Raw genomic sequence first — 25,515 nt, 5'->3', positions numbered from 1 at the left:
TTCTGAGACGCCCATCACACCTGGCCGTATTGCTGGCCGTGGCGCAGCCAGCGGTCGAGCAGAGGGCTGACGTGCGAGGGCCACCGGGCAAGCAACGCCTGTGCGGCATCGCGTACGGCCGGCAGCAGGTCAGCGTCGCGCATCAGATCGGCGACCTTGAACTGTAACAGGCCGGTCTGGCGGGTCCCGAGCATCTCACCCGGGCCGCGCAGTTCGAGGTCTTTCTCGGCAATGACGAAGCCATCGTTGGTTTCGCGCATGATGCCCAGCCGCTCGCGACCAATCTGCGACAGCGGCGGGTGATACAGCAGTACGCAATGGCTGGCGGCGCTGCCACGGCCTACGCGCCCGCGCAACTGGTGAAGCTGGGCCAGGCCCAGGCGCTCGGGGTTCTCGATGATCATCAGGCTGGCGTTCGGTACGTCCACACCCACTTCGATGACGGTGGTGGCGACCAGCAGCTGCAGGTTGCCGGCCTTGAATTCGGCCATCACGGCGGCCTTCTCGGCCGGCTTCATGCGGCCATGGATCAGCCCGACGCGCAGTTCGCCCAGCGCACTGGCCAGGTCCTCGAAGGTGCTCTGTGCGGCCTGGCAGGTCAGTTCTTCGGACTCTTCGATCAATGTGCAGACCCAATAGGCCTGACGGCCCTCGGCGCAGGCCGCGCGGACCCGCTCGACCACCTCGAAACGACGGCTGTCGACCACCAGCACAGTGTTGACCGGCGTACGGCCAGGCGGCAGCTCATCGAGCACCGAGGTATCGAGGTCGGCGTAGGCGCTCATGGCCAACGTGCGTGGAATGGGGGTGGCGGTCATGATCAACTGATGCGGGCACAGCTCGCCCGCCACGCCCTTCTTGCGCAACGCCAGGCGCTGTTGCACGCCGAAGCGGTGCTGTTCGTCGATGATCGCCAGGGCCAGGTGCTTGAACTTCACCTCTTCCTGGAACAGCGCATGGGTGCCGACCACCATCGGCGCGCCGCCGGCGATCTGCTCAAGGGCACTGACCCGGGCCTTGCCCTTGAGCTTGCCGGCCAGCCAGGCGACTTCCAGCCCGAGTGGCTCGAACCAGCGCTTGAAGGTGATGTAGTGCTGCTCGGCGAGAATCTCGGTCGGGGCCATGAGCGCCACCTGATACCCGGCCTCCAGGGCCTGCAGCGCTGCGAGCGCCGCCACCACGGTCTTGCCCGCGCCGACGTCGCCCTGCACCAGGCGCATCATCGGTTCGTGCAGGCTCAGGTCGTAGGCGATTTCGTTGCCCACGCGCTGTTGCGCGCCGGTGGGCGCAAAGCCCAGGTTGGCCAGGTATTGCGCGGGCAGGCGCGTGGCCTTGGCCAGTGCCGGCGCACGAAGTCTGCGCAGGCTTTCACGCAGGCGTTGCTGCGACAGCTGGTGGGTCAGCAGTTCCTCGAAGGCCAGGCGGTGCTGAGCCCAGTGATGGCCCTCGGCAAGCTCGTCGACATCGGCGTCGGCCGGTGGGTTGTGCAGGTAGCGGATGGCATCGTCCAGCGGCGCCAGGTGGTAGTCGCGGATCAGCTCGGCGGGCAGCCAGTCCGGCAGGCTGCTCGGGCCGAGCAGGGCCAGGCTCTGCTGGCAGAGCAGGCGCAGGCGCTGCTGGGTCAGGCCCTCGGTGGTCGGGTAGATCGGCGTGAGGGTCTGCTCGACGGGCGGCGAGGTGTCGTCACCGGTCAGTGCCCGGTACTCGGGATGGTAGATCTCGAGCCCTGAAGCACCTGGACGGGCTTCGCCGTAGCAACGCAAGTGCGTGCCGCGCTTGAGGCCTTCCTTCTGCGCATTGCTGAAGTGGTAGAAACGCAAGGTCAGCGTGCCGCTGCCGTCACCGAGGCGCACCACAAGGCTGCGGCGTTTGCCCATGGTCACGTCGCTGCCGCTGACCACGCCCTCGATCACCGCATCCTGGCCCGGGCGCAACTCGCCAATGGGCACCACACGGGTGCGGTCCTGGTAGCGGGCGGGCAAATGGAACAAGACGTCCTGCAGGTTTTCCAGACCCACCTTGGCCAGCTTTTCGGCCATGGCCTCGCCGACGCCCTTGAGCGCCGTGACCGACACGTTCGACAGCTCGCTCATGGCTCAGGCCGGTTGTTCGGTCGGCTTGGCCACCGAGCACAAGCGAATGGAGTCAGCGAGGATTTCGATTGCCTTGGGCCGCGGGAAGCTGGCGCGCCAGGCAATGGCCACGGTGCGGAACGGCGCCGGCGCGGTGAGCGGACGCACTTCGATGATGCCGGGCGCGTAGTGGTGGCTGTGCACCGCCGAGAGCGGTAGGATCGACACGCCAAGGCCCGAGGCGACCATGTGACGGATGGTCTCCAGCGAGCTGGATTCCACCGTGGTGTGGCGCGAGTCGCCGCTCTTGGCCAGGGTCGGGCAGGCTTCCAGCACCTGATCGCGGAAGCAGTGGCCTTCACCGAGCAGCAGCAGGCTCTTGTCGTTGAGCAGGGACGCGTCGATGGTTTTGCGTGCGGTCCACGGGTGGTCGCTGGGCATCAGGGCGCAGAAAGGTTCGTCGTAGAGCGGCAGGGTCAGCACGTCGGCTTCGTTGAACGGCAGGGCGATGATCACCGCGTCCAGCTCGCCGTTGCGCAGTTTGTCGCGCAGCACGTGGGTGAAGTTTTCTTCGATGTACAACGGCATCTGCGGCGCCACGCGGTGCAGCTGCGGAATCAGGTGGGGGAACAGATAAGGGCCCACGGTGTAGATGGCGCCGACCTTGAGCGGTGCGGTGAGCTGATTCTTGCCCGCCTGGGCCAGTTCGCGAATGCCCTGCGCCTGCTCCAGTACCTTCTGTGCCTGGGCGACGATGCCTTCGCCGACCGGGGTCAGGCGTACGGCGCTCTTGCTGCGCTCGAAGATCAGTACGCCAAGCTCGTCTTCCAGCTTCTTCACGCCGACCGACAGGGTTGGCTGGCTGACATGACAGCGCTCAGCCGCGTGGCCGAAGTGCTGTTCCTGGGCGAGGGTAACGATGTAGCGGAGTTCAGTGAGGGTCATAACGTGCGTCCATGAAGTTGCGGAGCCAGCATAGCGGCTGCAATCGATAGACGCACGTTATCAGACCTGCCGATTTATGACAGAACCCTTGCCTCAGCGACGACGATCCAAGGTGAACGCAAACGGCGCGGTCACCGAGATGCTGCCACCGTTGAGAATCTCGGCAGGCGGCTTGGGCAGTGGTTGCGCGCGGCGCAGCATGTCCAGGGTGGCGCGATCCAGCGCCGCGCTGCCCGAACCTGCCGTCACCGACGACGACACCACACGGCCTTGCGAATCGACCACGAAGCTCAAGCGGGTGACGCCCTGCAGATTGCGGCGTCGAGCGTCATCCGGGTATTTCTTGTACTTGGCCAGGTGGCGCAGCAAGTCGCTCTGCCAAGTCGGTAACGCATTGCTGTTCGACGCGATGCTCGGCGCCGGGGCGGCCGACTTCTTCGGCGGCTCGACACTGGGCGGCGTCTCGGCCACTTCTTCGCTCGGCGGCTCGTCCTTGGGTGGCTCAGGCTTTTTCACCGGCTGCTTGGGCGGCTGCGGCTTGGGCTTTGGCTTGGGTTTGGCCACGGCGATTTTTGGCTTGGGCGCCTCGGCCAGCTTCGGCAGTGGCGGCTCCTCGACCGGTGCCGGCGGCGGCGGTACGGCCTTGGGCGGGGGTGGCGGCGCAGGCTCGGGCAGCGGCGCCAGCTCGACCACCATGGCTTCGGGCGGCAGTTCCACAGCCTGCGGCACTGACCAGTCGAGCATCAGCAGTACCGCAGCAGCATGGAGGCCGAGCACAAGGGCCAAGCTGCCGCCGTAACGCGCCAGTGTTTGCCTTGTCTTGGTCATTTCTTGGCTGCCGTCTCTAGACCCACCAGACCGACCTTCAGGTAGCCGGCGGCACGCAGGATGTTCATGACGTCCATCAGGTCACCGTAATCCACGCCCTTGTCGGCCTGGAAGAAGATCGTGGTTTCCTTGTCGCCCTTGGTCTTGGCATCGAGCATGGCGCCAAGCGCCTCATTGCTCGGCACCATGTCGTCGCCGACGTACAGCTTCTGGTCGGCCTTGACGCTGACGAACACCGGCTTCTCCGGCCTGGGCGCAGGTTTCGCGCTCGAAGCGGGCAGGTCGACCTTGATGTCGACGGTGGCCAAGGGGGCGGCGACCATGAAGATGATCAGCAGCACCAGCATCACGTCGATGAACGGCGTGACGTTGATTTCGTGGTTTTCGGCGAGGTCGTCGCCACCTTCATTAAGATGCAGGCCCATGGCTTACCCCATTTTCACCATATGCGGGGCGGCGCGCTCGCTGCCCTGGTGGTCGAGGTCGCGGCTGACCAGCAGCAGGACTTGTGCAGACGCATCCGAAACCTGTGCCTTGTAGCCTGCGATGGAGCGGGCGAAGACGTTGTAGATGACCACGGCCGGAATCGCCGCAACCAGGCCCAGAGCAGTTGCCAGCAAGGCTTCGGCGATGCCAGGGGCGACCACGGCAAGGTTGGTGGTCTGGGTTTTGGCGATGCCGATGAAGCTGTTCATGATGCCCCACACGGTGCCGAACAGGCCCACGAACGGCGCGGTGGAACCGATGGTGGCAAGCACGCCGGTGCCGCTGCTCATGCTGCGACCGCTGGCTGCCACCAGGCGCTCGAGGCGGAAGCTGACGCGCTCCTTGATGCCTTCTTTCTCGCGGGTATTGGCCGACAGGCGCATTTCTTCCAGTGCGTCATGCACCAGGGTATGCGCCAGGGTGCCTTCCTTGTTGGACACCGAACTGGCTTCCTTGAGGCTGGCAGATTTCTTCAGGGCCGCGATTTCACCCCGCAGGCGACGCTTGGCGCCCAGCAGTTCAAAGCCTTTGGCGATCCAGATGGTCCAGGTGATCAACGAGGCGATGGCCAGGCCGATCATGACGATCTTCACCACGATGTCGGCGTTCTTGTACATGCCCCATGGCGACAGGTCGTGGGCCATGCCCAGGCTGGTGTCTTCCACCAGCTCTTGCGCTTCGTCATCCAGAACAGGGGCTGCGGCAGCGTTGCCTGCCGGCGCCACGGGAGCGTCGGCCGCAGGGGTCTGCGTGTTCGGCGCAGGCGCGGCAGCGGCGGTTGGAGCATTGCTGTTGACGGGTTCATCAGCGACAGCGACAGGTGCCAACACCAGGCTGAACATCAGCGCGGCGATGGCGCCCCAGGCGCGTGACGGAGTTGGCGAAGCGGAAGGTTGGGTAGGTGTCATGCTGGCCGGACCTGATGAAGAAAAGAATTGACGTCACCACGGCCCCGTGTAAGGCCGAGAACAGAGAGGCGGGCATTATTGCAATTAATTCTTGTTAACAGAAGTAATAGGATTAACTTTTTATCGAACTGCTAGCCGATGGGCCTCTGGTGTGTCTAGTCTGAGCGTTTGCTATTGGGAGTGGAGTGATGTCAGAGCTTTCCGCGATGCTTGTAGGGTGCGGGGATGTCGGCGGCCGCCTAGCCCGTCAGCTGCTGGCCAAAGGCTGGGCCGTGAGCGGGCTGCGCCGTTCGGTTCAACACCTTCCTCAGGGCGTCGCAGCCATCCAGGCGGACCTCGCCCAGCCTGCGCTGCCAGCGGCGTGGCCTGAGCGTACGCCCGACTACCTGATCTACTGCGTGTCGGCCAATCAGCACGATGAAGCGGGTTACCAGGCGGCCTACGTCGACGGCTTGCGCCGCGTTCTGGGCTGGCTGGCGGAGAAAGGCCAGCGGCCGCGTCGGCTGCTGTTCGTCTCCAGCAGCAGCGTGTATGCCCAGCAGGACGGCGACTGGATCGATGAGTCGTCCGCTACCGAGCCTCAGGCCTACTCAGGGCGGATCATGCTCGAAGCCGAGCGCTTGGCGCTCACCAGCGGTATCCCCGCGAGCGTGGTGCGCTTGACGGGCATCTACGGTCCAGGCCGGCAGTGGTTGCTCGATCAGGTCCGCCAGGGGTATCGCGTGGCGCAGGACCCGCCCCTGTACGGCAACCGCATCCATGCCGACGACGCCGCAGGGTTGCTGGCGTTCGTGCTGGAAAAAGATGCCCAAGGTGAAAGGGTGGACGAGTGCTACCTGGGCGTGGACGACGACCCAGCGCCCTTGGCCGACGTGGTGGCCTGGCTGCGCGACTACATGGGCGTCACCCAATGGTCCGATGAGCAGCGGGTCCGGCGCAGCGGCAACAAACGCTGCAGCAATGCCCGGGCCCGTGCCTTGGGCTGGACGCCGCAATACCCCAGCTACAAAGCGGGATACGCGGCGATTCTCAACGGCTGAACAGCCCCCGAGAAGTCGGCGGTCACTGTTTTTCCAGCACCCAGCGACGGGTGCCTGGGGCCAGCTGCGGCATCTCGTCAGGCTGCGCGCGGTTCACTGCCTGGAACAGCTCGAGGGTCTTGCCGTCGTGCTTGAAAATCCACGGCGCGCCGCGCTGCTCGCGCTCCAGCCACATGCTGTCGTTTTCGCCGCCCATGGTGGCGCAGTCGCCCGCCAGGCACAGCGCGTAGCGATCCGGGCCGGGCAGGCCGGTCACGGCGCCGTCTTCGCGGAACTGCGCATAACCGCCTTGGCCCGGGCCTTCGACGATTTTCCAGTTGCCACCCAGATAACCTTGGTAGAGGGCCTTCTCGAACGATCCGCCCAACGGGACATTGGCCGGTGCCTTGCTGCGTTGGAAGGATTGTCTGTCGCCCAACTGGCCGGGCGCTTGTACAAGCTCCTGGCCATCGAGGCTCAGGGCTTGTCTGTGGCCTGCATCGTAGGTGACCTGCCAATCGTTCTTGTCCGCGACGAGGTGGCCATCAACAGCTTCGAAACCATTGCTGAAGGCGGCTTTCTGTTGCTCGACATCGATTTTCCATTCCAGTATGGGGCCGTACTTTGCCAAGGCTTCGCGCAGGCTGGTGCCTTTGCTGGCGGCATCGATGGCGTTCTGGTTGATCCAGGTGCCTTGGAAATCTTCAGGCTTGTGACTGGCGCAGCCGCTCAGAAGCAGGGCTGCCAGGGCAAGAGGGAGGGCATGACGCATGGTAGGAACCTTATTGCAGAGGGGGTGACGGGCGCGAGGGCCCGTCGCCAGGGGCATCACTCGATGACGAGGATGGCGTCCATCTCGACCTGCGCACCCTTGGGCAGGGCGGCCACGCCAATCGCGGCGCGTGCAGGGTAGGGCTGCTGGAAGTAGCGGCCCATCACTTCGTTGACGGTGGCGAAGTGGCTGAGGTCGGTGAGGAAAATGTTCAGCTTGACGATGTCCTTGAACGAACCGCCTGCGGCTTCAGCCACGCACTTGAGGTTCTCGAACACCTGAACGGTCTGGGCTTCAAAGCCTTCGACCAGCTCCATGGTTTTCGGGTCGAGCGGAATCTGGCCTGACATGTACACGGTGTTGCCAGCCTTGATCGCCTGGGAATAGGTACCGATGGCGGCCGGGGCCTTGTCGCTGTTGATGACAGTCTTGGTCATGATGACTCCTTGCGGTTGACGGACTACGCACGCATGCGGGTGATACGGACCACGCCGGTGAGGGTGCGCAGCTTCTTGATCACACGGGCCAGGTGCACGCGGTCGTGCACGCTGACCACCAACTGGACCACGCTGACACGACCGTCGCGCTCGTCCATGCTGATTTTCTCGATGTTGCCGTCGGCGGCATTGACGCTGCTGGCCAGCAGCGCAATCAGGCCGCGTTGGTGTTCAAGCTCGACCCGCAGTTCGACGTTGAACTCGCCGGTGACGTCTTTGGCCCACGACAACTGCAGGCACTTTTCCGGGTTGTGGCGGATTTCGCTGATATTGCGGCAGTCTTCCAGGTGCACCACCATGCCCTTGCCCGCCGACAGGTGGCCGACGATCGGGTCGCCCGGGATGGGCGTGCAGCACTTGGCATAGCTCAACACCAACCCTTCGGTACCGCGGATCGCCAGCGGGCCTTCCGCTGCTGGCAGCGGCTCGCCTTCGGTGGCCAGCAGGCGGCGCGCGACCACATAGGCCATGCGATTGCCCAGGCCGATGTCTTCGAGCAAGTCTTCCACCAGTTCCAGGCGGTATTCGTCGAGGATTGGCTGAATGCGTTCCTGCGCGATGTGCTCCAGGCTGCTGTCGAAACCGGTCAGCACTTTATTCAGCAGGCGCTCGCCAAGGTTGATCGACTCGGAGCGACGCTGCTGCTTGAGCGCGTGGCGGATGTGCGTGCGCGCCTTGCCGGTGACCACGAAGTTGAGCCAGGCCGGGTTCGGCCGGGCGCCGGGGGCGCTGACGATTTCGACCGTGGAACCGCTTTGCAGCGGTTCGGACAGCGGTGCCAGGCGGCGGTTGATGCGGCAGGCGATGCAACTGTTGCCGACGTCGGTGTGCACCGCATACGCGAAGTCCACCGCAGTGGAGCCCTTGGGCAGCTCCATGATCCGGCCTTTGGGGGTGAAGACGTAGACCTCGTCCGGGAACAGGTCGATCTTCACGCTCTCGATGAATTCGAGCGAATTACCGGCCCGTTGCTGCAGTTCGAGAATACCCTTGACCCACTGCCGCGCCCGCGCATGGTTGCCCTTGGCCTGCTCGTCACCATTGGATTTGTACAGCCAATGGGCGGCGATGCCGTTGTTGGCCATTTCTTCCATTTCGCGGGTGCGAATCTGGATTTCGATGGGCACCCCATGCATGCCGAACAGGGTGGTATGCAGCGACTGGTAGCCGTTGGCCTTGGGGATCGCGATGTAATCCTTGAAGCGCCCCGGCAGCGGTTTGTACAGGTTGTGCACGGCGCCCAGCACGCGGTAGCAGGTGTCTACCTTGTCGACAACGATGCGGAAGGCGTAGACATCCATGATCTCGGCGAAGGCGCGGCGCTTGCCGCGCATCTTCTTGTAGATGCCATAGAGGTGCTTTTGCCGACCGCTGACATCCCCTTCGATACCGTCTGCCGCCAGGCAGTTGGCCAGCGACTGCTCGATCTTGGCGACGATTTCCTTGCGGTTGCCGCGCGCGCTCTTGACCGCCCGATGGATCAGCGACGAACGCATGGGGTGCATGGCCTTGAAGCCAAGGTCTTCGAATTCCACGCGCACATTGTGCATGCCCAGCCGATTGGCGATGGGCGCGTAGATTTCCAGGGTTTCCTTGGCAATGCGCCGGCGCTTCTCGCCCGACAGCACCTCGAGGGTGCGCATGTTGTGCAGGCGGTCAGCCAGCTTGACCAGGATCACGCGAATATCGCGGGCCATGGCCATGGCCATTTTCTGGAAGTTCTCGGCCTGGGCCTCGGCCTTGGTCTCGAAGTTCATCTGGGTCAGCTTGCTGACCCCGTCGACCAGTTCGGCCACGGTTTCGCCAAACTGCTGGCTGAGCGCTTCCTTGGCGATGCCGGTGTCTTCGATCACGTCGTGCAGCATGGCGGCCATCAGGCTTTGATGGTCCATGTGCATGTCGGCAAGGATGTTCGCCACCGCGAGCGGGTGGGTGACGTAGGGCTCGCCGCTGCGACGGCGTTGGCCGTCGTGGGCTTGTTCGGCGTAGAAGTAGGCGCGCCGGACCAGGTTGACCTGTTCGGGGCCCAGATAGGTCGACAGACGATCGGCGAGGGCGTCTATGCTCGGCATGGGTTCACCTCTGACACACCGTTCGACGTCGACCTGGCTTCAATCAGACAGCCTCGTTGGACTCGTCTTCGAAGGCGGCGAATACCGGGTCTTCGGTGACGATTTCTTCAGCGGCCAGGAATTCGTTGGTGATGATGCCTTCAGCGATTTCGCGCAGGGCAACGACGGTCGGCTTGTCGTTTTCCCATGCCACGCGAGGCTCTTTGCCACCAGTGGCCAGCTGGCGAGCACGTTTGGTCGACAGCATGACCAGCTCAAAGCGGTTATCCACGTGTTCAAGACAATCTTCTACGGTTACGCGGGCCATGGTGTTCCTCGGTAGCAAATACGGTGGGCGTGCCCAAGATGGGCGGGCGGACTGAATAGTTTAAAAAATCACCAGCCAATAGGGAAGCGCTGTTTTGCGAGCGGCAGAACGGCAGCGCTTCCTGAGCAGCCCACAGGCGTGTTCGAACGCAGCTGCAAACCCGTGCGCAGGAATGGAAGATACCCATTACCCAGGCCTGTGCACAACGGCTTTGCACAGGCCGCCAGGCTATCGACTCGATTAGCGCTGCAAGGCTGCACGCAGGCGCGGTGTCAGTTCCTCGAACAAGGTCTGCACCGAGCGCAGCGCGCGGCAGTCGGGGCGGGTCAAGAGCCACAATTGCGTATCACACCCCGGCAGCGGCCCACTCAAGGCTTCGACGCCGGGCAAGGTCGGCACGGTGAAATCGGCCAGGGCGGCCACGCCCATGCCGCTGCTCACCAATTGGGCGACGGTGGACATGCCGCTGCACTGGTAACGCGGGATCAGGCCGGGATGCTGCTGGTTGCGCCAGGCCACGGTGGGGTGGTCTGGCATCGAGTCATCCGGCGTGATCCAGGGCACCCGATGCACATCCGCTTCAAGCGCTTCGCGCAGTTCAGGCCGACCGCACAGTACATAGGAGGTCGAGCCCAGGCAGCGTCCGACCAGGTGCTCGGGCGGTGCGTTGGTCAGGCGCAGGGCGATGTCGGCATCGCGCCGACTGAGGTTGGCGAACGTGTTCGACGTGCCCAGCTCCAGTGACAGCGCCGGATAGCCAGGCATGAAGCTCGCCAGCGCCGGCAGCAGCAGGCCGTGCAGCACCGCTTCGGTGCAGGTCAGGCGTACCGTGCCGCTGACCACCTGCTCGCCGCTGGTCATGGCAATGCGTGCCGCTTGCAGCGCCACTTCGGCGCGCTCGGCCTGCTCGGCCAGCGCCTGCGCGGTGTCGGTGGGCAGGTAGCCTTTGCGGCTCTTGACGAACAGCGCGGTGCCGAGCGCCGATTCCAAGCGCCGGATGGACCGAAACACCGTGGACACATCGACCTTGAGCAATTCTGCGGCCTTGGCCAGGGAGCGTCCGCGCTCCAGCGCCAAGACCAGGGACAGGTCAGCATGGGTGATTTGATATTGCATGGGTGCACGCTCTGCTTGCCGAAATGCCAGTGTCTGTTGCGCTGAGGCCATTTTATAGTGAAACCGCACCCGGGAATCAATGTGCGGGCCATCGGCCCACCGCCCCTTGAAGGGCATCAACAATAACAACACCCCGCGTCCACCCCCTGTTGCCGGCGTTTGCTTGACGACGCTGCACCATGGCTGCGATTCGCTGGATGTACGGCCATGACGGTGTATCCCTTGTCTACGAGCGTCTGTGCGTCAACCTGGCAAACCTTACCTGCGCCTGCCCACCAGGCCTGTCTGAACCGTGTCCGATTTCTTTTCATCGCCCCGCCTTCCCAGGCCCGGTTGCGTCATTACAATGGCGCCCCCAGGCAGCGTCCTCTGACGGCTGCTGGTGCCGTTTGACCCGGCCTTCGCCAGGCGGCGCGCACACGCCGACCGCCGCCGCCCGTCGCCGCAATCTCCCGATCCGTGAGCGCAAGCCTGTAGACCGGGCCTGTGAAATCATCACCCACTGCAATGGCAGGGACTCATGAGCGAATACACACAAGCCGACCGCCCGCCCGTGGCGACGGCCGAAACGGCCCCCGCTGGCAAAGGGCTGGCCAAGGGTCGCCTGGGCTTGCTGGCCAGCGTGGTGCTGGGTATCTCTACCATTGCGCCGGTCTATACCCTGACTGGCGCGCTCGGCCCCACCGTGCGTGAAGTCGGTGCGCACCTGCCGGCGGTGTTCATCGTCGGCTTCCTGCCGATGTTGCTGGTTGCCTTGGGCTACCGCGAGTTGAACGCCGCCGAGCCCGACAGCGGCACGTCCTTTACCTGGTCGGCGCGTGCCTTCGGCCCGATGATCGGCTGGATCGGCGGCTGGGGCCTGGTGGTGGCGACCACCATCGTGCTGTCGAACCTGGCGGGCGTGGCGGTGGACTTCTTCTATCTGTTCCTGGCGCAGATCACCGGCCATCAAGGCTTGGCGGCGCTGGCGGACAATCTGCTGGTCAACATCAGCACCTGTTGCGCGTTCATCGCCCTGGCGGTATGGATCTGCTGTCGCGGCATGGGCACCACCATGACGGTGCAGTACGGGCTGGTCGCGTTGCAGCTAGTGGTGCTGATCGGCTTTGCCTTTGCGGCCTTCGGTGAAACCACTGCGCCACCGCCTCTGGCCTTCGAGCTGTCTTGGTTCAACCCGTTTGGCGTCGAGAGCTTCTCGGCCTTTGCCGCTGGCCTGTCGCTGTCGATCTTCATTTTCTGGGGCTGGGATGTGTGCCTGACGGTCAGTGAAGAGTCCATCGGCAGTGAAGAGGTGCCTGGCAAGGCGGCGACCTGGACGGTGGTGTTGATTCTCTGCCTGTACCTGCTCACCGGCATCGCCACCTTGCAGTTCGCGGGGATCAGCGAGGTCGGCCTGGGCCTGGGCAATCCGCGCATCCAAGAGAACGTGTTTGCCCACTTGGCCGGCCCGGTGATGGGGCCGCTGGCGATCCTGATGTCGATCGCGGTACTGGCCAGCACCGCAGCCTCGCTGCAGTCGACCTTCGTGTCGCCCGCGCGCACCCTGCTCGCCATGGGCTATTACGGCGCGGTGCCACGGCGCTTCGCGCATGTCTGCCCGCGCTCGCAGACCCCGCGCTACGCCACCATCTGCGCCGGCATCGCAGCGGCGGTGTTCTACGTCACCATGCGCAGCCTGAGCGAGAACGTATTGGCCGACACCATCACCGCGCTGGGCATGATGATCTGCTTCTACTACTCGCTCACGGCCTTCGCCTGCGTCTGGTACTTCCGCCGCAGCCTGTTCAGCAGTGTCCGTCACTGCTTCATGCGCGGGGTCTGCCCGTTGCTCGGTGGCGCCATCTTGTCAGTGATTTTCGTCCGCACGGCCATCGACAGCGCCTCGCCGGACTTTGGCAGTGGCTCGCACGTGGGCGGCCTGGGGCTGGTGTTCGTGATCGCCGCGATCATCTCGCTGTTGGGCATCGTGCTGATGGTGCTGTCGCGGCTGCGCGCGCCGGCCTACTTCCTCGGCGCCACCTTGCGCCAGCAAGCCACCCTGCACGTGCCGGACTGAACCGGGGGCTCGGTCGAGCCCCGGTTGTGAGGGTCAGTTGACCAGTTGCTGGAGCAGCGCCTGATGGCGCTGTTGCTGTTTCTTCAGCAGCACGCGATTGGCCAGGAACACCGCTTTGAGTTCAGCGAGCGCGACGTTGAAGTCGTCATTGATGATGACGTAGTCGAACTCGTTGAAATGGCGCATTTCGCTGACCGCTTCGTCCATGCGCCCGGCGATGATCGCCTCGCTGTCCTGGCCGCGGCCATCCAGGCGATGGCGCAGGGCCTGCAAGCTGGGCGGCAGGATGAAGATCGACAGGGCTTCGGGCATCAATGTGCGCACCTGCTGCGCGCCTTGCCAGTCGATCTCCAGAATCAGGTCGAAGCCTTCATCCAGGGTCTGCTGCAGGGCACTGATCGAGGTGCCGTAGAAATTGCCGAAGACCTCGGCATGCTCGAGGAAATCCCCTTGCTCGATCATCGTCTTGAAGCGCGGTTGATCGACGAAATGGTAGTTCACCCCGTGCTGCTCGCCCGGACGCATGGCGCGTGTGGTGTGCGAGACCGAGACGCGAATCATGGCGTCGCCGGTGCCCGGCGCGGTGAGGGCTGTGACCAGGCTGGTCTTGCCAGCGCCCGAAGGCGCGGAAACGATATAGAGGGTGCCGCTGCTGTGGTTCATGGTGGGGATGGCCTTACTCGATGTTCTGTACTTGTTCACGCATCTGTTCGATCAGCACCTTGAGGTTGACCGCCGCTTGAGTGCTGCGTGGGTCAAAGGCCTTGGAGCCGAGGGTGTTGGCTTCGCGGTTGAGTTCCTGCATGAGGAAATCCAGGCGGCGCCCGGCCGCGCCACCGGACTTGAGCACCCGGCGCACTTCGGTGATGTGCGTCTCCAGGCGGTCGAGCTCTTCGGCGACGTCGCTTTTCTGCGCCAGCAGGACCATTTCCTGCTCCAGCCGCTGCGGGTCGAGTTCGGCCTGCATGTCGTGGAAGCGATCCAGCACTTTCTGCCGCTGGGCACCCAGCATCTGCGGCACCAGCGCGCGCAGGGTGGTGACTTCCTGGGCCATGGCGTCGAGCCGGTCGATGATCAGCCGGGCCAGTTCCTGGCCTTCGCGCCTGCGCCCGGCGACCAGCTCCTTGAGCGCTTCGTCGAACAGGCGCATGGCCTGGGCGTTGAGGGCCTGCGGATCGGCCGCGTCAGCGACCAGCACGCCGGGCCAGGCCAGCACTTCCAGCGGATTCAGCGCAGCCGGCTGCTTGATCAGGCTGGCGACCGTTTCGGCGGCTGCGACCAACTGCGCGGCCCGCTCGCGATCAACCTGCAACGGCTTGCCGCTGGTGTCTTCGGCCAGGCGCAAGGTGCACTCGATCTTGCCGCGCGACAGGCCCTGGCGCAGGCCTTCACGCACCGCACCTTCGAGGTCGCGCAGTGCCTCGGGCAGGCGCAGGTGCGGCTCCAGGTAGCGGTGGTTGACCGAGCGCAGCTCCCAGGCCAGGGTGCCTTGGCTGCCGGCGCGCTCGACGCGAGCAAAAGCGGTCATGCTGTGCACCATGGTGAATCGACCTCGCGAGCAGTGGGGGTTAATCAAGGGGAAGCCTTTCGGCTTGCAAGGCGCGGGAGTGTAACGCAGTGCGGCTTCGCCGCCCAATCGGGGCAAGGGCCTTGGCGACGGTGTGTCGGCTTGCCCGGCACGCGGCATCGGCGGCGCGCGACGACATTAGGCATGTCTTCGCTGGGCCGCGGCCCCTATACTGTTCGGCAGATTTGAACCCGGTACAGGTACTCCAGATGAAACGTCCAAGTGGTCGCGCTGCCGACCAACTCCGCTCGATCCGCGTCACCCGCAACTACACCAAGCATGCCGAAGGCTCGGTGCTGGTCGAGTTCGGCGACACCAAGGTGATCTGCACCGTCAGCGTCGAGAACGGCGTACCACGCTTCCTCAAGGGCCAGGGCCAGGGCTGGCTGACCGCCGAATACGGCATGCTGCCGCGCGCCACCGGCGAGCGTAACCAGCGCGAAGCGAGCCGTGGCAAGCAGGGCGGCCGCACCCTGGAAATCCAGCGCCTGATCGGCCGCTCGCTGCGCGCGGCGCTCGACATGAGCAAGCTCGGTGATATCACGCTGTACGTCGATTGCGATGTCATCCAGGCCGACGGCGGCACCCGCACCGCGTCCATCACCGGTGCCATGGTCGCGCTGGTCGACGCATTGCGTGTGATCAAGAAGCGTGGCGGCCTCAAGGGCGGCGACCCGCTCAAGCACATGATCGCTGCCGTGTCGGTGGGCATGTACAAGGGCGAAGCGGTACTGGACCTCGACTACCTCGAAGACTCGGCTGCCGAGACCGACCTCAACGTGGTCATGACCAGCGCCGGCGGCTTCATCGAAGTCCAGGGCACCGCCGAAGGTGCGCCGTTCCAGCCGGAAGACTTCAACGCCATGCTGGCGTTGGCGCAGAAAGGCATGGACGAGATCTTCGCCCTGCAGACAGCGGCCCTGGCTGACTGATCGCCTGGCCCAGACACGAAAAAGCCGACAGCGATGTCGGCTTTTTCGTGTCTGGCGTGACCGTTCAGATGGTCAGCGTCCAGTCGTAGTCCACGATCAGTGGCGCGTGCTGCGAGAAGCGCGGCTGGCGCGGCAGGCGTGCGTTGCGCACGAAGCGGCGCAGGCCTGGGGTGAGCAACTGGTAGTCGAACCGGTAGCCCAGGTTGAGCATCTCGGCCTGTTCGTTGTTGGGCCACCAGCTGTACTGGTCACCCTCGCGGCTGACTTCACGCAGGGCATCCACATACCCCATGTCGCCCACGACCGAATCGAGCCAGGCTCGTTCCGGTGGCAGGAAACCCGGCGATTGCTGGCTGTCGCGCCAGTTCTTGATATCCAACTTCTGCTGCGCGACATACAGCGAGCCGCAATAGATGTATTCACGACGCTTGCGCCGTTGTTTGTCCAGGTACTTGCCGAAGTCGTCCATCAACTTGAACTTCTGGTTCAAGTCTTCATCGCCGTTCATGCCCGAAGGCAAGAGCAGGCTGGCAATACTGACTTTGTCGAAATCTGCTTGCAGATAACGCCCGTAGCGGTCGGCTGCCTCGAAACCCAGGCCGGTGATGACTGCCTTGGGCTGCATCCGCGAATAGAGCGCCACGCCACCTTGGGCGGGCACCTCCGCTTCGCAGGCATAAAGGAAATAGCCATCGAGCTGAAAAGCTGGGTCATCGAGTTCATAGGCCGAGGCGCGGGTGTCTTGCAGGCAGATGACGTCGGCATTCTGGGCTTGAAGCCAGCTGAGCAAACCGCGCTCCGCCGCTGCCTGAATGCCATTGACGTTCACACTGATGATCCGCATAAATGGCCCCATAAATCTCGTGCGTGTATGATACCCGAGCTCAACTCATTTAGCTAAATCCGTGGTATTCGGGACTTTACATGCAACCGTATCAGCGTGACTTCATTCGTTTTGCCATCGATCGTGGTGTTCTGCGGTTCGGTGAGTTCACGTTGAAATCGGGGCGTACCAGCCCTTATTTCTTCAATGCCGGCCTGTTCAACAGCGGCTCGGCGCTGGCGCAACTTGGGCGCTGCTATGCAGCGGCCATCGTCGACAGCAAGATTCCCTTCGACGTGTTGTTCGGGCCGGCCTACAAGGGCATCCCCCTGGCTGCGGCCACGGCGGTGGCACTGGCCGAGCAGCACCAGCTCGATGTGCCGTGGTGCTTCAACCGCAAGGAAGCCAAGGCCCACGGCGAAGGTGGCAGCCTGGTCGGCGCACCGTTGGCTGGTGAGGTGCTGATCATCGATGACGTGATCACCGCCGGCACCGCCATTCGCGAAGTGATGCAGATCATCTCCGCGCAGGGCGCCAAGCCCGCTGGCGTGCTGATCGCGCTGAACCGCGAAGAGCGCGGCAACGGCGAGCTGTCGGCGATTCAGGAAGTGGAGCGTGACTTCGGCATCCCGGTGGTGAGCATCGTTTCGCTGACCCAGGTGCTGGAATTCCTCGCTGACGATGCGCAGCTCAAGCAGCATCTCCCAGCCGTGGAAGCCTACCGTGCGCAGTACGGCATCTGACGCGACTGGAACAAAAAAGGCGACCTGCTAGGTCGCCTTTTTCATGCCTGTCAGTCAGTCCCGTACTTCGGTGAGCGGGGCCCGTAGAGGATGCCGCCGTTGGGGTAGGGCGCGAGCAGGCGGGCGCTGGTGATGCCGGCAATCGGATAGCCCGCATCGTCTTGCACGCTGCTGACGATCTGGTTGACCGCCGCCACGATCAGCATACCGATCAGGCCGCCCTGGTTTTGCTGGTTTTCCTGGCTGGAGGCCGTGGCACTGCCTGTCCACAGCGTACTGCCGGTCTTCAGGTCGACCAGCTTGGCGCTGGCCGTGACGATGGTCGCGCTGCTGAGCACCATGTAGCGGGTGCCGTAATCACTGACCGTGACGTATAGCCCGGCGTCGGCACCGAAGATTTCATGCAGTTTGCGCGGCAGCAGTGCGTGAACGTCTTCGGGCTGGTTCATGCCGTTCTGGTTGAAGGTCTCCGCCACCAGCGCGACGGGCATGACGTAGTAGCCAGCCTCGGCCAAGGGGTAGGTGACCTGCGACAGCATGCTGTAGGTGGCCTTGACGTCCGGCGACTGGTTCAGCGGCGGCAGGACCAGGATCGATTTGGGCCGGCTTTGCTTGTAGGCCGAATAGTCGACGGTCTTGCGCTCGGCGCAGCCGGCAAACAGGGCCAGCACGCAAGCGCCGACGATCCACTGGGAAAGACGCTTGATCACGGCTTGACTCCTTTACCGGCATTGCTCAACAGAAAGTCCATGTAGGTCGTCGATTCCGGGAACAGAGCCTTTTCCGCGTTGAACTGCTGAATCATCTGGTCATGCTTGCCCAGGCTCGAGTACAGCAGGCCCAGCTGCGCGTGGTAACCCGGCGGCACTGCGCCATTCTTGGCCTTGATCTTTTCCAGGTCGCGCTCCAGCGCCAGCGCCTGCTCTTGCTTGGAGTCGCCGTTGAAGTATTCGTAGACCTGCGGTTGGTAGCTTTCCCACTGGTACAGCGGTTTGGGCGTATTGCAGCCGGCCAGCAGGACGCTGGCCAGCACGAGGCCGGCGCCATTGCGCCAGGCCGCGGGGGCGATGTTCATCGAATGTGTCTTCCGTGTCAGGCGCGCCGCTTACTGGGCGCGCGGGTTCCATTGGCCGTTGTCTACCGCCGTGACCAGCTTGTTGACCGCTTCGCGCATGGCCAGGTCAAGCACCTTGCCGTTGAGCGTGGAGTCATAGCTGGCGGTGCCGCCGAAGCCGACGATCTCGCGGTTGGACAGTGCGTACTCGCCAGCGCCCTGAGTGGAGTACACCACTTCGGAGGTGCTGATGTTGACGATGTTCAATGCCACCTTGGCATAGGCGATCTGGGTCTTGCCGCGGCCGAGAATGCCGAACAGCTGGTGGTCGCCGACTTCCTTGCGGCCGAACTCGGTGACGTCACCGGTCACCACATAATCAGCGCCGCGCACACGCTGGGCCTGGCCCTTGAACGCTGCTTCCTGCTGCATTTCAGCCAGGTTGTCGCGCTCCAGCACGCTGAACCGGTTGGTCTGCTGCAGGTGGGTGATGAGGATGGTCTTGGCCTGGCTGCCGAGGCGATCGACGCCGTCGGAGAAGATGCCGCGCATGTAGCTGGAGCGGTTGTCGAACTTGCCCACGGCAATCGGTGCACGAACGCCGCTGTAGGGACGGTTGACGCTCTCGACCTGTTGCACAGCGATGGCCTGGGACGTTTCAGTGGCACAGCCGGACAGCGACCCTGCGGCGATGACGGCTGCCAGCACGAGTCCATGTGGTGCGTATTTCACGCTGTATCTCCAGATGAATGAGAGCCCCAGGCAGGCTGGGGCTCGGGGACGAATGATCGAGTCTGTGCGTTACTGGACCAGGGCGCGCTGCTTGTTGGTGATCAAGGTGCCCACGCCGCTGTCGGTGAAGATTTCCAGCAAGACCGCATTGGGCACGCGGCCATCGACGATGTGCGAGGTGGTGACGCCGCCCTGGACCGCTTCGAGGGCGCATTTGATCTTCGGCAGCATGCCGCCGTAGATGGTCCCGTCAGCGATCAGCTCGTTGACCTGCTCGGTGGTGAGGCCGGTGAGCACTTCGCCCTGCTTGTTCATCAGGCCGGCGATGTTGGTCAGCAGCATCAGCTTCTCGGCTTGCAGCGCCTCGGCGACCTTGCCGGCGACCAGGTCAGCGTTGATGTTGTACGACTCACCGTCGGCGCCCACGCCAATCGGGGCAATGACCGGAATGAAGTCGCCTTTGACCAGCATGTTCAGCAGGTCGGTGTTGACGCCAACCACCTCGCCCACGTGGCCGATGTCGATGATTTCCGGGGAGGTCATTTCCGGCGTCTGGCGGCTGACCTTGAGCTTTTTCGCGCGGATCAGCTCGGCGTCTTTGCCGGTCAGACCGATGGCGCTACCGCCATGGCGGTTGATCAGGTTGACGATGTCCTTGTTGACCTGGCCACCCAGGACCATTTCCACCACGTCCATGGTCGCGGCGTCGGTGACGCGCATGCCATCGACGAAGCGGCTTTCGATGGACAGACGCTTGAGCAGATCGCCGATCTGAGGACCGCCGCCGTGCACGACGACCGGGTTGATACCCACCGCCTTCATCAGCACGATGTCACGGGCAAAGCCGGTTTTCAGCTCTTCGCTCTCCATCGCGTTGCCGCCGTACTTGATCACCAGCGTCTTGCCGACAAAGCGGCGGATGTAGGGCAGCGCTTCGGACAGTACCTTGGCGACTTGGGAAGCGGCATCGCGTTCGAGGGTCATGCAGGGCTCCAGGCAAGAACAGAAAGTCGGTCAGAACGGCAGCTGCAGGTCCGGGGCGACCCGAAGCAACTGCGTACGGAAAATACGCTTGATACGTTGCAGCTGCGCGTGGTCGTCGGCCTCGAAGCGCGTGACCAGCACCGGCGTGGTGTTGGAGGCGCGCACCAGACCCCAGCCATAGGGATAGTCGACCCGTACACCGTCCAGGGTGGTGAGTTCGGCATCGCCCCAGTCGGCGTCGCGTTGCAGCGCAGCAATGATGCTGAATTTAGCGTCGTCGGTCACATCAATGTTGAGTTCGGGTGTGCAAATGTCATCGGGGAATGCGGCGAACAGCGTGTCGGCATCGACGTCGCTGTGGCTGAGGATTTCCAGCAGGCGCGCGGCCACATACAGGCCATCGTCGAAGCCGTACCAGCGTTCCTGAATGTACAGGTGGCCACTCATCTCGCCGGCCAATGGCGCGCCGGTTTCCTTGAGTTTCTTCTTCATCAACGAATGGCCGGTCTTCCACATCAGCGGTTTGCCGCCTGCTGCCTTGATCAGCGCAGGCAGGCGCCGGCTGCATTTGACGTCGAAGATGATCTCGGCACCTGGATGACGGGCCAGCACGTCCTGGGCGAACAGCATCATCAGGCGGTCCGAGTAGATGATGGTGCCGGTGTTGGTGACCACGCCCACGCGGTCGGCATCGCCGTCGAAGGCCAGGCCCAGGTCGGCGCCGGTTTCCCGCACCTTGGCGATCAGATCCTGCAGGTTTTCAGGCTTGCCGGGGTCCGGGTGGTGGTTGGGGAAGGTACCGTCCACCTCGCAGAACAGCGCGACGACTTCACAGCCCAAGGCTGCCAGCAGTTGCGGAGCGATCACACCCCCCACGCCATTGCCGCAGTCGATCACCACCTTGAGCGGCCTTTTCAGCTGCACATCACTGACGATGCGCTGCTGGTAGCGGGCCAGGATCTCGACCTGCTGCACCCGGCCGTCGCCGTGGCTGAGGTCGTCGCTGTGCAAGCGGGTGAGCAGGGCCTGGATCTGCTCGTTGGCCAGGGTGTCGCCGGCGATGACCACCTTGAAGCCGTTGTAGTCCGGCGGGTTGTGGCTGCCGGTGAGCATCACCGCCGAGCGGCCCGGCAGCGTGTGGCCGGCGTAGTACAGCGCCGGGGTCGGCAGCATGCCGACGTCACTGACCTGGCAGCCCGCTTCGACCAGCCCGCGGATCAATTCCCCCACCAGCAAGGGTCCGGAAACCCGGCCATCGCGGCCCACCGCGACCTGCGCCTCGCCCTGGGCCAGGCTTTGCGCGCCGATGGCCCGGCCGATCCAGTAGGCGGTTTCAGGGTGCAGGTCCTTGCCGACCACGCCGCGGATGTCGTAGGCGCGGAAGATGCTGCTGGGCACTGCAGGGGCTATGGGGTGCATATCGCTTATCTCGTCGGTCCGTCGTCGCGTCTGCCGCTGGCCGTGTTGGACGTCGTTTTCGTCAAACGGTTCGCGCCTCAGCGGCGCAGTCGCGCCAAGCCGGCCTCAGTGGCTGCCGGAGTGGCCGAACCCGCCTTCGCCACGCTCAGAGGCATCGAAGCTGTCGACGATCTCGAACTGCGCCTGCACGACCGGCACCAGCACCAGCTGCGCGATGCGCTCGCCGACTACCAAGGTGAACGGGGTGGTGCCACGGTTCCAGCACGACACCATCAGCTCGCCCTGGTAGTCCGAATCGATCAGGCCAACCAGGTTGCCCAGCACGATGCCGTGCTTGTGGCCCAGGCCCGAGCGCGGCAGCACCAGCGCGGCCAGCGACGGGTCGCTGATGTGGATCGACAGGCCCGTGGGGATGAGTACGGTCTGGCCAGGTTCGAGCACGGTGTCCTGCTTGAGCAGGGCGCGCAGGTCGAGGCCGGCCGAGCCCGGCGTTGCGTAGTGCGGCAGAGGGAAGTCGGTACCCAGGCGTGGGTCGAGGATCTTGGCTTGGAGAGCGTGCATGCGGCTTAGGGAACCTGATTGAGTCGTTCGGCGATGAAGCTGACCAGCTGCCGGGCGATCTTGCCCTTGCTGGTCTGCGCGAAGAGGGTTTGCTGTTGCTGGCGGTCGATCACGGTCAAGGCGTTTTCCTCGCTGTTGAAGCCAATGCTCGGATTGGCCACGTCGTTGGCGACGATCAGATCGAGGTTCTTGTCCTTGAGCTTGCGCGTGGCGTAGTCGAGCAGATGCTCGGTCTCGGCCGCGAAGCCCACGCTGAACGGGCGGTCGCTGCGACCGGCCAGGGTGGCAAGGATATCCGGATTGCGCACCATCTGCAGCAGCATGCCGTCACCGGTTGTAGGATCTTTCTTGAGTTTTTGCGGGGCGATGACCTCTGGGCGGTAGTCCGCAACCGCAGCCGAGGCGATCAGCAGGTCGCAGGGCATGGCGGCTTCGCAGGCAGCGAGCATGTCTCGCGCGCTGACCACGTCGATTCGGGTGACCCGATCAGGCGTGGGCAGGTGCACCGGGCCGGTGACGAGGGTCACCCTGGCCCCGGCTTCAGCCGCCGCTTCGGCCAGCGCGAAGCCCATCTTCCCGGAACTATGATTGGTGATGTAACGCACCGGATCGATGTTTTCCTGGGTAGGGCCTGCGGTGATCAACACGTGTTTGCCGGTCAACGACTGGCGTTTGAAGCTTTCTGCTGCGCACCAGGCCAGGTCCGTGGCCTCGAGCATGCGGCCCAGGCCCACGTCGCCGCAGGCCTGGCTGCCGGAAGCCGGGCCGAATACCTGGATGCCGCGCTGTTGCAGCCGCTCAAGGTTGGCCTGGGTCGCAGGGTCGCGCCACATCGCCTGGTTCATCGCCGGGGCAACGGCCACGGTGGCGTCGGTGGCCAGCACCAGGGTGGTCAGCAGGTCGTCGGCCATGCCCTGGGCCAGGCGGGCCATGAGGTCAGCGGTGGCGGGAGCGATCAGTACCAGATCAGCCCACTTGGCCAGTTCGATGTGGCCCATGGCAGCCTCGGCGGCCGGGTCGAGCAAGTCGAGGTGCACCGGGTGGCCTGACAACGCTTGCAGCGTGAGCGGGGTGATGAACTCGGCACCGCCGCGGGTCATGACGACGCGCACCTGAGCGCCATGTTCCAGGAGCCGGCGAATCAGTTCGGCGCTTTTGTAGGCAGCAATGCCGCCTCCGACGCCGAGCACGATGCGCTTGCGATACAGCCGCTGCATAGAAAAGCCTTTTTCCAGAGAGAGCATGCGGCGACGAATCGGCCTGCGGCGGATCGTCGCATCTACGGGACGAAATAGGTTAACACAGCGCCCAAATGCGCCGCAGTACCACACAAGGAGCAAGGATGAATATCAGGGAGTGGCCGTTGGCAGAACGGCCGAGAGAAAAGCTGCTCAAGAAAGGTGCCGGCGCGTTGTCGGACGCAGAGCTGCTGGCGGTATTGCTGGGGTCTGGGTTGCGTGGCTGCAATGTCGTCGATCTGGCGCGGGGCCTGTTGACCCGTTTTGGTGGGTTGCGCCAGTTGCTGGAGGCTGAAAAGGCCGTCTTTCTCGGCGAGCTTGGATTGGGGCCAGCACGTTACGCGCAGCTGCAGGCGCTATTGGAAGTGGGCAGGCGCCATTTGGCCGAATCCATCGAGCGTGAGCCGGCGTTGCAGTCACCTGCCCAAGTTCGACGCTACCTCAAGGCGATGATGCGCCACGAGGTCAGCGAGGTGTTCGCCTGCCTGTTCCTCGACATCCGGCTTCGACCCTTGGCGTTCGAGGTCCTGTTCCAAGGCACCATCGATCGTGCCAGCGTCTACCCCCGCGAGGTGATCCGCCGCTCGCTGGCGCGCAACGCGGCGGCGGTGATTCTCTGCCACAACCATCCGTCCGGCTCGCCCGAACCGAGCCCGGACGACCTGCGCCTGACGCTGACCCTGAAGTCTGCACTGCACATCGTCGATGTGCGGGTGCTCGATCACATCATCATTGGCGACGGCGAGCCGTTCTCGATGGTCGAGCACGGCTGGTTCTCCATCGACTGAGCGCTATTTGACGCTGACCTTGGCAAAGTCCAGGCGCCCGAACGGGCTTACCTGATACCCCTCGACGCCTTTGCGCAGCAAGGTCGAGGCAGCAGGGTGGGCCAGGGGCAGCCACAGTGCCTGTTGCTGGATCAGCGTCTGCGCTTGCTGGTACAGGCGGCTGCGCACGCTCTGATCGGCGGTGGTACGACCCGCGGTAATCAACTGGTCCAGGCGGGGGTCGCAGAAGCGCGCAAAGTTGGTGCCCGACTCCACGGCCGCGCAGGAAAACTGCGGGGTGAGGAAATTGTCCGGGTCGCCGTTGTCGCCTGCCCAGCCCATGAACAGCAGGTCATGCTCGCCCTTCTTGGCGCGGCGGATCAGCTCGCCCCATTCGATCACGCGGATTTCTGCCTTGATGCCGAGCTTGGCCAGGTCTGCCTGCAGCAGCTGCGCGCCCAGGCTCGGGTTGGGGTTGAGCAGGCTGCCGGAGGGGCGGGTCCAGATCGTCGTGCTGAAGCCCTCTGCCAGGCCGGCCTTGGTCATCAGCGCCTTGGCCTTGTCCAGGTTGGTGGGGTAGCCGGGCAGGTTCTTGGCGTAGCTCCAGGTGGTTGGCGGGTACGGGCCGTTGGCCGCGGTGCCGGTGTTCTCGAACACCGCTTGCAGGTAGGCGTTCTTGTCGAAGGCCAGGTTGATGGCCTGGCGCACTTCGGGCTTGTCCAGCGGCGGATGCTGGCTGTTGATGGCCACGAAGGCGGTCATGAACGCTGGCGTGCTGGCCACCTGCAGGGCGCTGTCTTTGGCCGCATCGGCGATGTCCAGCGGCTTGGGCGAGAGCGCAACCTGGCATTCGTTACGCTTGAGCTTTTGCAGGCGCACGGTGGCATCGGGCGTGATCGAGTAGATCAGCGGGTCGACGGCCGGCTTGCCGGCGAAATAGTCGGCGTTGGCGCGGTAACGCACCAGTGCATCTTTCTGGAAGCGCTGGAAGGTGAACGGGCCGGTGCCGATGGGCTGGCTGTTGAGTTTGTCCGGAGTGCCGGCTTTCATCAGCTTGTCGGCATATTCGGCGGAGTAGATCGAGGCAAAACCCATGCTCAAGGTGGCCAGGAACGTGGCATCGGGGTGATCCAGGGTGAAGCGCACGGTATTGGCGGTGGGCGCCTCGACCGACTTGATCAGGCTGCCCAACTGCAGCGACTGCGCATGCGGGTAGCCACCCGGGGCGGTCTTGAACCAGGCGTGGGCCGGGTAGAGCATGCGCTGGAAGCTGAACAGCACGTCATCGCTCTGCAACTCGCGGGTCGGTTTGAAGTACGGCGTGCTGTGGAATTTGACGCCTTTGCGCAGGGTAAACTCATACGTCAGGCCATCAGGCGAGAGGCTCCAGCTCTGCGCCAGGCTGGGAACCACCTTGCCTTGGGCGGCATCGAACTCCACCAGGCGGTTCATCAGCACGTCGGCGGAGGCGTTGGTGGTGGTCAGTGAGTTGTACTGCACCACATCGAAGCCCTCGGGGCTTGCCTCGGTACACACCACCAGAGGGGCGGCCTGAGCGATGCCTGCGGCAAACAGTGAAGAAAACGCGAAGCAAAGCGCGGCGGCACGCATGGAAAA

At 64.0% G+C, this 25,515-nt stretch carries 26 protein-coding genes; 5 read left to right on the top strand and 21 right to left on the bottom strand.

The window, feature by feature from the left end:
- Window positions 1-14 precede the first annotated feature (14 nt).
- The 5 genes from recG to exbB form a co-directional block, all read right to left on the bottom strand.
- Window positions 15-2,093 carry an ATP-dependent DNA helicase RecG gene (recG, locus tag SJI00_RS09875; protein ID WP_322461542.1) on the bottom strand — a complete coding sequence of 693 codons (2,079 nt, stop codon included), beginning with the start codon at window positions 2,091-2,093 and terminating at the stop codon, window positions 15-17.
- 3 nt (window positions 2,094-2,096) lie between these two features.
- A complete protein-coding gene (locus SJI00_RS09870; protein WP_312934553.1) occupies window positions 2,097-3,017 on the bottom strand; it encodes a hydrogen peroxide-inducible genes activator in 921 nt (306 codons plus the stop codon).
- 93 nt (window positions 3,018-3,110) lie between these two features.
- The gene (locus SJI00_RS09865; RefSeq protein ID WP_322461541.1) at window positions 3,111-3,845 is read right to left on the bottom strand and encodes an energy transducer TonB; all 735 of its coding nucleotides are present in this window, start codon (window positions 3,843-3,845) and stop codon (window positions 3,111-3,113) included.
- Window positions 3,842-4,270: a TonB system transport protein ExbD gene (gene exbD, locus SJI00_RS09860; protein ID WP_322461540.1), complete on the bottom strand. Its 429-nt coding sequence runs from the start codon at window positions 4,268-4,270 to the stop codon at window positions 3,842-3,844. The genes SJI00_RS09865 and exbD overlap by 4 nt, the downstream gene beginning before the upstream one ends.
- A gap of 3 nt (window positions 4,271-4,273) precedes the next feature.
- Complete coding sequence (gene exbB / locus SJI00_RS09855) at window positions 4,274-5,239, bottom strand: tonB-system energizer ExbB (RefSeq protein WP_322461539.1); 966 nt, start codon at window positions 5,237-5,239, stop codon at window positions 4,274-4,276.
- Between the two features lie 188 nt (window positions 5,240-5,427).
- Between exbB and SJI00_RS09850 the strand changes: the two genes are divergently transcribed.
- Entirely contained in the window at window positions 5,428-6,279 is an 852-nt protein-coding gene (locus SJI00_RS09850; RefSeq protein ID WP_322461538.1) for an SDR family oxidoreductase, read from the top strand.
- Window positions 6,280-6,301: 22 nt separating this feature from the next.
- On the opposite strand, the gene SJI00_RS09845 is transcribed toward SJI00_RS09850, so the two are convergent.
- The 5 genes from SJI00_RS09845 to SJI00_RS09825 form a co-directional block, all read right to left on the bottom strand.
- Window positions 6,302-7,030: a hypothetical protein gene (locus tag SJI00_RS09845; protein WP_322461537.1), complete on the bottom strand. Its 729-nt coding sequence runs from the start codon at window positions 7,028-7,030 to the stop codon at window positions 6,302-6,304.
- A gap of 56 nt (window positions 7,031-7,086) precedes the next feature.
- A complete protein-coding gene (locus tag SJI00_RS09840; RefSeq protein WP_322461536.1) occupies window positions 7,087-7,467 on the bottom strand; it encodes a RidA family protein in 381 nt (126 codons plus the stop codon).
- A 23-nt stretch (window positions 7,468-7,490) separates the two neighbouring features.
- On the bottom strand, window positions 7,491-9,599 hold the full coding sequence (gene spoT, locus SJI00_RS09835) for a bifunctional GTP diphosphokinase/guanosine-3',5'-bis pyrophosphate 3'-pyrophosphohydrolase (protein ID WP_322461535.1): 2,109 nt from the start codon (window positions 9,597-9,599) through the stop codon (window positions 7,491-7,493).
- A 43-nt stretch (window positions 9,600-9,642) separates the two neighbouring features.
- On the bottom strand, window positions 9,643-9,906 hold the full coding sequence (rpoZ, locus tag SJI00_RS09830; protein WP_101322874.1) for a DNA-directed RNA polymerase subunit omega: 264 nt from the start codon (window positions 9,904-9,906) through the stop codon (window positions 9,643-9,645).
- Between the two features lie 240 nt (window positions 9,907-10,146).
- A complete protein-coding gene (locus SJI00_RS09825) occupies window positions 10,147-11,022 on the bottom strand; it encodes a LysR family transcriptional regulator (protein ID WP_322461534.1) in 876 nt (291 codons plus the stop codon).
- A gap of 520 nt (window positions 11,023-11,542) precedes the next feature.
- On the opposite strand from SJI00_RS09825, the gene SJI00_RS09820 reads away from it, so the two are divergent.
- Entirely contained in the window at window positions 11,543-13,078 is a 1,536-nt protein-coding gene (locus tag SJI00_RS09820; RefSeq protein ID WP_322461533.1) for an APC family permease, read from the top strand.
- A 33-nt stretch (window positions 13,079-13,111) separates the two neighbouring features.
- Here SJI00_RS09820 and gmk read toward each other — a convergent pair whose 3' ends face one another.
- Entirely contained in the window at window positions 13,112-13,741 is a 630-nt protein-coding gene (gene gmk / locus SJI00_RS09815) for a guanylate kinase (RefSeq protein ID WP_322461532.1), read from the bottom strand.
- Window positions 13,742-13,754: 13 nt separating this feature from the next.
- Window positions 13,755-14,618, bottom strand: a complete 864-nt coding sequence (locus tag SJI00_RS09810; protein WP_322461531.1) for a YicC/YloC family endoribonuclease — start codon at window positions 14,616-14,618, stop codon at window positions 13,755-13,757.
- Window positions 14,619-14,854: 236 nt separating this feature from the next.
- Between SJI00_RS09810 and rph the strand changes: the two genes are divergently transcribed.
- Window positions 14,855-15,577 carry a ribonuclease PH gene (gene rph, locus SJI00_RS09805; protein ID WP_312934541.1) on the top strand — a complete coding sequence of 241 codons (723 nt, stop codon included), beginning with the start codon at window positions 14,855-14,857 and terminating at the stop codon, window positions 15,575-15,577.
- Window positions 15,578-15,641: 64 nt separating this feature from the next.
- On the opposite strand, the gene crc is transcribed toward rph, so the two are convergent.
- Window positions 15,642-16,421 carry a catabolite repression control protein Crc gene (crc, locus tag SJI00_RS09800; protein WP_322461530.1) on the bottom strand — a complete coding sequence of 260 codons (780 nt, stop codon included), beginning with the start codon at window positions 16,419-16,421 and terminating at the stop codon, window positions 15,642-15,644.
- Window positions 16,422-16,501: 80 nt separating this feature from the next.
- On the opposite strand from crc, the gene pyrE reads away from it, so the two are divergent.
- The gene (gene pyrE, locus SJI00_RS09795; protein ID WP_322461529.1) at window positions 16,502-17,143 is read left to right on the top strand and encodes an orotate phosphoribosyltransferase; all 642 of its coding nucleotides are present in this window, start codon (window positions 16,502-16,504) and stop codon (window positions 17,141-17,143) included.
- 50 nt (window positions 17,144-17,193) lie between these two features.
- Here the strand turns inward: pyrE and SJI00_RS09790 are convergent, their stop codons facing one another.
- The 7 genes from SJI00_RS09790 to coaBC all read right to left on the bottom strand — a co-directional run bounded on the left by SJI00_RS09790 (window position 17,194) and on the right by coaBC (window position 23,110).
- Window positions 17,194-17,853, bottom strand: coding sequence for a DUF799 domain-containing protein (locus tag SJI00_RS09790; protein WP_416221019.1), 660 nt, complete (start codon window positions 17,851-17,853; stop codon window positions 17,194-17,196).
- Window positions 17,850-18,218 (bottom strand): DUF4810 domain-containing protein, encoded by a 369-nt coding sequence (locus SJI00_RS09785; protein WP_322461528.1) that lies wholly within the window; start codon window positions 18,216-18,218, stop codon window positions 17,850-17,852. Before SJI00_RS09785 ends, SJI00_RS09790 begins: the two co-directional genes overlap by 4 nt.
- 30 nt (window positions 18,219-18,248) lie before the next feature.
- The gene (locus tag SJI00_RS09780; RefSeq protein WP_312934537.1) at window positions 18,249-18,929 is read right to left on the bottom strand and encodes a CsgG/HfaB family protein; all 681 of its coding nucleotides are present in this window, start codon (window positions 18,927-18,929) and stop codon (window positions 18,249-18,251) included.
- 69 nt (window positions 18,930-18,998) lie between these two features.
- Entirely contained in the window at window positions 18,999-19,913 is a 915-nt protein-coding gene (gene argB, locus SJI00_RS09775) for an acetylglutamate kinase (RefSeq protein WP_322461527.1), read from the bottom strand.
- A gap of 30 nt (window positions 19,914-19,943) precedes the next feature.
- The gene (locus tag SJI00_RS09770; protein WP_322461526.1) at window positions 19,944-21,332 is read right to left on the bottom strand and encodes a phosphomannomutase/phosphoglucomutase; all 1,389 of its coding nucleotides are present in this window, start codon (window positions 21,330-21,332) and stop codon (window positions 19,944-19,946) included.
- Between the two features lie 105 nt (window positions 21,333-21,437).
- Complete coding sequence (gene dut / locus SJI00_RS09765; RefSeq protein ID WP_322461525.1) at window positions 21,438-21,893, bottom strand: dUTP diphosphatase; 456 nt, start codon at window positions 21,891-21,893, stop codon at window positions 21,438-21,440.
- Between the two features lie 5 nt (window positions 21,894-21,898).
- Window positions 21,899-23,110: a bifunctional phosphopantothenoylcysteine decarboxylase/phosphopantothenate--cysteine ligase CoaBC gene (coaBC, locus tag SJI00_RS09760; RefSeq protein ID WP_322461711.1), complete on the bottom strand. Its 1,212-nt coding sequence runs from the start codon at window positions 23,108-23,110 to the stop codon at window positions 21,899-21,901.
- Between the two features lie 125 nt (window positions 23,111-23,235).
- On the opposite strand from coaBC, the gene radC reads away from it, so the two are divergent.
- Entirely contained in the window at window positions 23,236-23,919 is a 684-nt protein-coding gene (gene radC, locus SJI00_RS09755; RefSeq protein ID WP_322461524.1) for a RadC family protein, read from the top strand.
- A gap of 3 nt (window positions 23,920-23,922) precedes the next feature.
- On the opposite strand, the gene SJI00_RS09750 is transcribed toward radC, so the two are convergent.
- Window positions 23,923-25,509: an ABC transporter substrate-binding protein gene (locus SJI00_RS09750; RefSeq protein ID WP_322461523.1), complete on the bottom strand. Its 1,587-nt coding sequence runs from the start codon at window positions 25,507-25,509 to the stop codon at window positions 23,923-23,925.
- Window positions 25,510-25,515 lie beyond the last annotated feature (6 nt).

Source organism: Pseudomonas gebzensis (genome assembly GCF_034427815.1).
Lineage (GTDB): Bacteria > Pseudomonadota > Gammaproteobacteria > Pseudomonadales > Pseudomonadaceae > Aquipseudomonas.
The sequence above is the reverse complement of the archived record's forward strand: the minus strand, read 5'-3'. Positions and strand labels throughout refer to the sequence as shown.